Here is a 3540-nt window from a genome sequence, read left to right on the forward strand (position 1 = left end):
ATCGAACTGCGCATCTGCGCCGAAGACGCGAGCGCCGATTTCCGCCCCGCGATCGGGGACATCCTGCTGCTGGACGAGCCGCGCGGCGAAGGCGTTCGCGTGGACAGCGGCATTCTGGACGGCGGCAAGGTGACGACCGATTTCGACCCGATGCTGTCCAAACTGATCGTGCATGGGCGCGACCGCGACGAAGCCATTGCGCGGGGACGCCGCGCCGCTCAGGACTATGTCATTTTGGGGGTCACCACCAATCTGAGCTATCTGGATGCGATCCTTGCCCATCCGAAATTTTGTTCCGGCGAAGTATCGACCGGCTTCCTGTCAGAGGAGGCGGAGGCACTGAAGCAAGATTGCGATCCTGCCAGTACCGACATTCTGGCAGCCGCCACAGTGCTTTCCGATGCGCGCCTGGTGAAAGCGCTGGAAGACGTGCCTGAAATCTACCGAATTATGGGGAACTGGAGAAACTGATGCGCCGCATTTTGGAAGTTGACGGGGAAGAAATTCCGGTCTGGCTGGCTTCGACGCGCCAAGGTCATGTCCTGCATATGGGGGAACGCGAAATTCCCTGTGCCCTTGAAGAGGCTGCCGGCAAAGGCGCTTATACGCTGGATCTATCGGGCACCCGTATCCCGATGCGCATTGCCGTGAGCGAGAGCGCAACATTTATCCACTTCAATGGGCGTGCCTACGAAATCGGACGGACCGATCCAGCAGATGCCCTGGATAAAGCAGGAAGTGGCGCATCGCGCGATCAGATGCTTGCCCCCATGCCCGGCGTCGTAGTGTCGGTATCGGTAGCCCCCGGTGACGCGGTCACAGAAGGTCAGGCGCTGCTCGTAATCGAAAGCATGAAACTGGAAACCACGATCACAGCTCCGCGCGACGGTCTCGTCGCCGAAGTGCCCTTTGCCGCGGGTGACAGTTTCGGCGGCAAAGACGTCTTGCTGCGTCTGGAACCGCAGGAGGAGACGGATTAATGAGACGGATGGAAACCCAAATTCGCCCGGACTCGGCCGAATTCAAAGAGGCGGCGGCCCGGATGCAAGAGGTCGTCAACCGCTTTCACGAGGTGCAGGACAAGACGCGTCATGATCGCCCCCAGCGGGATCTCGACCGGTTGAAGCGGCAGAACAAAATGCTGGCTCGCCAGCGGCTGGAACTGCTGCTGGACCCTGGAACGCCGTTCCTGGAATTTTCAAGCCTGGCTGCGAATGATCTTTATGATGGACAGGCGCCCGGAGCCAACATCATCACTGGCGTCGGCGTGATTGCCGGGCGTGAGGTGGTCATCCATGCTGACGACAGTTCCAACAAGGGCGGCGCATGGTATCCCATGTCCGTGCCGAAAATCGTGCGCGCGCTTGAGTTTGCCTTGGAGAACGAACTGCCGGTGGTCCATATCTGCGATAGCGCGGGCGGCTATCTAGAGGAAATGTCGGGCGTTTTCGCTCCGGGCGGGCGGGTGTTCCGCAATCAGTGCATCCTTTCGAAAAAAGGTATCCCGCAGGTCGCCATTGTTTGCGGCCATTGCACGGCGGGTGGGGCCTATGTCCCGGCTCTTTGCGAGCACACCATCATCGTACGCGACACCGGCGCGATTTTCCTGGGCGGGCCGCCGTTGGTCAAGGCGGCCACTGGCGAAGAAGTCTCGGTCAACGACCTTGGCGGCGCAGACATGCACACGTCGATCTCGGGCACCGGCGATTACCCCGTCGATTCCGAAGAGGCCGGTATCGCAATGGCGCGTGAAATCGTCGGCACGTTCCCCCGCAGATCGCGCGCTTTCGATTGGACCGCCCCCGAAGACCCTTATTACGATCCCAGTGAAATCTACGGCATCGTGCCGACTGATTACCGCGTCCGGTTTGACATGCGCGAAGTCATTGCGCGCATCGTCGATGGGTCACGCTTTCACGAATACCAGCCGAATTTCGGGACCACGCTGGTGACGGGCTATGCCCGCATCTGGGGCTGCAAGGTCGGAATTCTTGGCAACAACGGGGTGTTGTTCAACGACAGCTCGCTCAAGGCCGCGCATTTCATTCAGCTGTGCAACCAGACCAAAACGCCGCTTATCTTCCTTCAGAATACCACCGGTTACATGATCGGCCGGGAATATGAGGAACGCGGCATTACCAAGGACGGCGCCAAGATGCTGATGGCGCAAGCCGGCTCTGAAGTGCCCAAGCTGACGGTGCTGACCTCGGGCGCGTTTGGCGCCGGATATTACGGTATGTGCGGCCGCGCGTGGGACCCCCGCCTTATCATGTCCTGGCCCAACGCGCAGATGGGCGTGATGGGGCCGGAACAGGCCGCGCGGACACTGGGTGACGTCAAGCTGGCGCAGATGCGCCGTGACGACCCCGACCTGAGCGAAGAGTCGGTTCTGGAACTGCGCAACCGTGTGCGTGCCAAGGCTGAAAACGAAACCTCGGCTTATTGGTTTACGTCGCGGCTTTATGACGATGGGATCATCGATCCGCTGGATACGCGCAACATGCTTGGGATCGCGTTGGCTTGCGCGGCCGGTGTTACGCCGAACGCGCCGCACTACGGCGTTTTCAGAATGTAGGGAGCCGACAAAGCAAGATCAAAAAAAGCCGGTTCAAAGCCCTGGATTCCAAGGGCTTGGTCTGGCCGGTGTCTGGATCGGGGCGCAGGGCATGCATAGCCGCGCGCAAAGTTTTCCAGTCGTTTTGTATGCTGTGATGTTGGCGAAGAAAGAATGCGCGACGAAAAAGCCTGAAAAATGGAGAAAGATATGTCTGACAAAAATGTGCTGCTGGAAATCAAAGACAGGACGGCCACGATCACCATCAACAATGCGGAAAAACGCAACCCGTTGAATGTGCCGACCGTAGAGGAACTTATCGCCGCCTTTGAGACGGCGCAGCAAGACGACGACGTGCTGGTCATTGTTCTGACCGGAGCAGGGGACCGTGCATTTTGCGCCGGCGGAGACCTGAAGGCCGGCAAGGATGGCGGGCCGTTCACCGGAGACATCTCGCAGCCGGGGCATTTCGTTGTTCGCCTGTTCACCTTGATGGAAAACTGCAACAAGCCAATTATCGGCCGGATCAATGGCCATGCCATGGGCGGCGGGTCGGGGCTTGTCTGCGCGTGCGATATTGCCGTTATGTCCAACACGGCCAAGATTGCCACGCCCGAGGTCAAGATCGGCCTGTTTCCGATGATGATCATGCCGCAGATGATGCGGGTGATACCGCGTCGGCGTTTGCTGGAGATGTACATCACCGGCGAACCCTGGAGCGCTGAGCAGGCGCTGGAATACGGCATCGTCAACTATGTGACGGAACCCGATGCGCTTGACGCCAAGGTGGAAGAATTGACCAGCCAGATCACGGCCCGCTCTCCTTCGGCGGTTCGGCTTGGCAAGTATTCCTATCATGCGATGCAGGACATGACGATCGAACAGCAATTCCGTTTTGCGGAAACGATGTTGCCCCGGATAGCGCAGACGGAAGATGCGCGGGAGGGTTTTTCGGCTTTTGTCGAGAAGCGCGCGCCGAAATGGAC

General features: G+C 59.2%; 3 protein-coding genes and 1 pseudogene. All 4 read left to right on the forward strand.

The genetic code is table 11. The annotated features are described in order from the left end of the window. Positions 1–471, forward strand: a pseudogene (locus ACP2AV_RS15565) (biotin carboxylase); the annotation flags it as partial. After that, positions 471–980: a biotin/lipoyl-containing protein gene (locus ACP2AV_RS15570; RefSeq protein WP_426373684.1), complete on the forward strand. Its 510-nt coding sequence runs from the start codon at positions 471–473 to the stop codon at positions 978–980. The pseudogene ACP2AV_RS15565 and the gene ACP2AV_RS15570, both read left to right, overlap by 1 nt. Then, positions 980–2575 carry an acyl-CoA carboxylase subunit beta gene (locus ACP2AV_RS15575; protein WP_426373685.1) on the forward strand — a complete coding sequence of 532 codons (1596 nt, stop codon included), beginning with the start codon at positions 980–982 and terminating at the stop codon, positions 2573–2575. Before ACP2AV_RS15570 ends, ACP2AV_RS15575 begins: the two co-directional genes overlap by 1 nt. A gap of 189 nt (positions 2576–2764) precedes the next feature. Further along, the coding region (locus ACP2AV_RS15580) for an enoyl-CoA hydratase-related protein (protein ID WP_426373686.1) at positions 2765–3540 on the forward strand (776 nt) is incomplete at its 3' end.

The organism is Aliiroseovarius sp. PTFE2010 (assembly GCF_049943335.1).
Taxonomy (GTDB): Bacteria; Pseudomonadota; Alphaproteobacteria; order Rhodobacterales; family Rhodobacteraceae; genus JBNFVY01.

Bases quoted from the DNA above. Each gene is read 5' to 3' on its own strand.
- ACP2AV_RS15575 (WP_426373685.1), top strand. From the start codon at position 980: ATGAGACGGATGGAAACCCAAATTCGCCCGGACTCGGCCGAATTCAAA.
- ACP2AV_RS15570 (WP_426373684.1), top strand. From the start codon at position 471: ATGCGCCGCATTTTGGAAGTTGACGGGGAAGAAATTCCGGTCTGGCTG.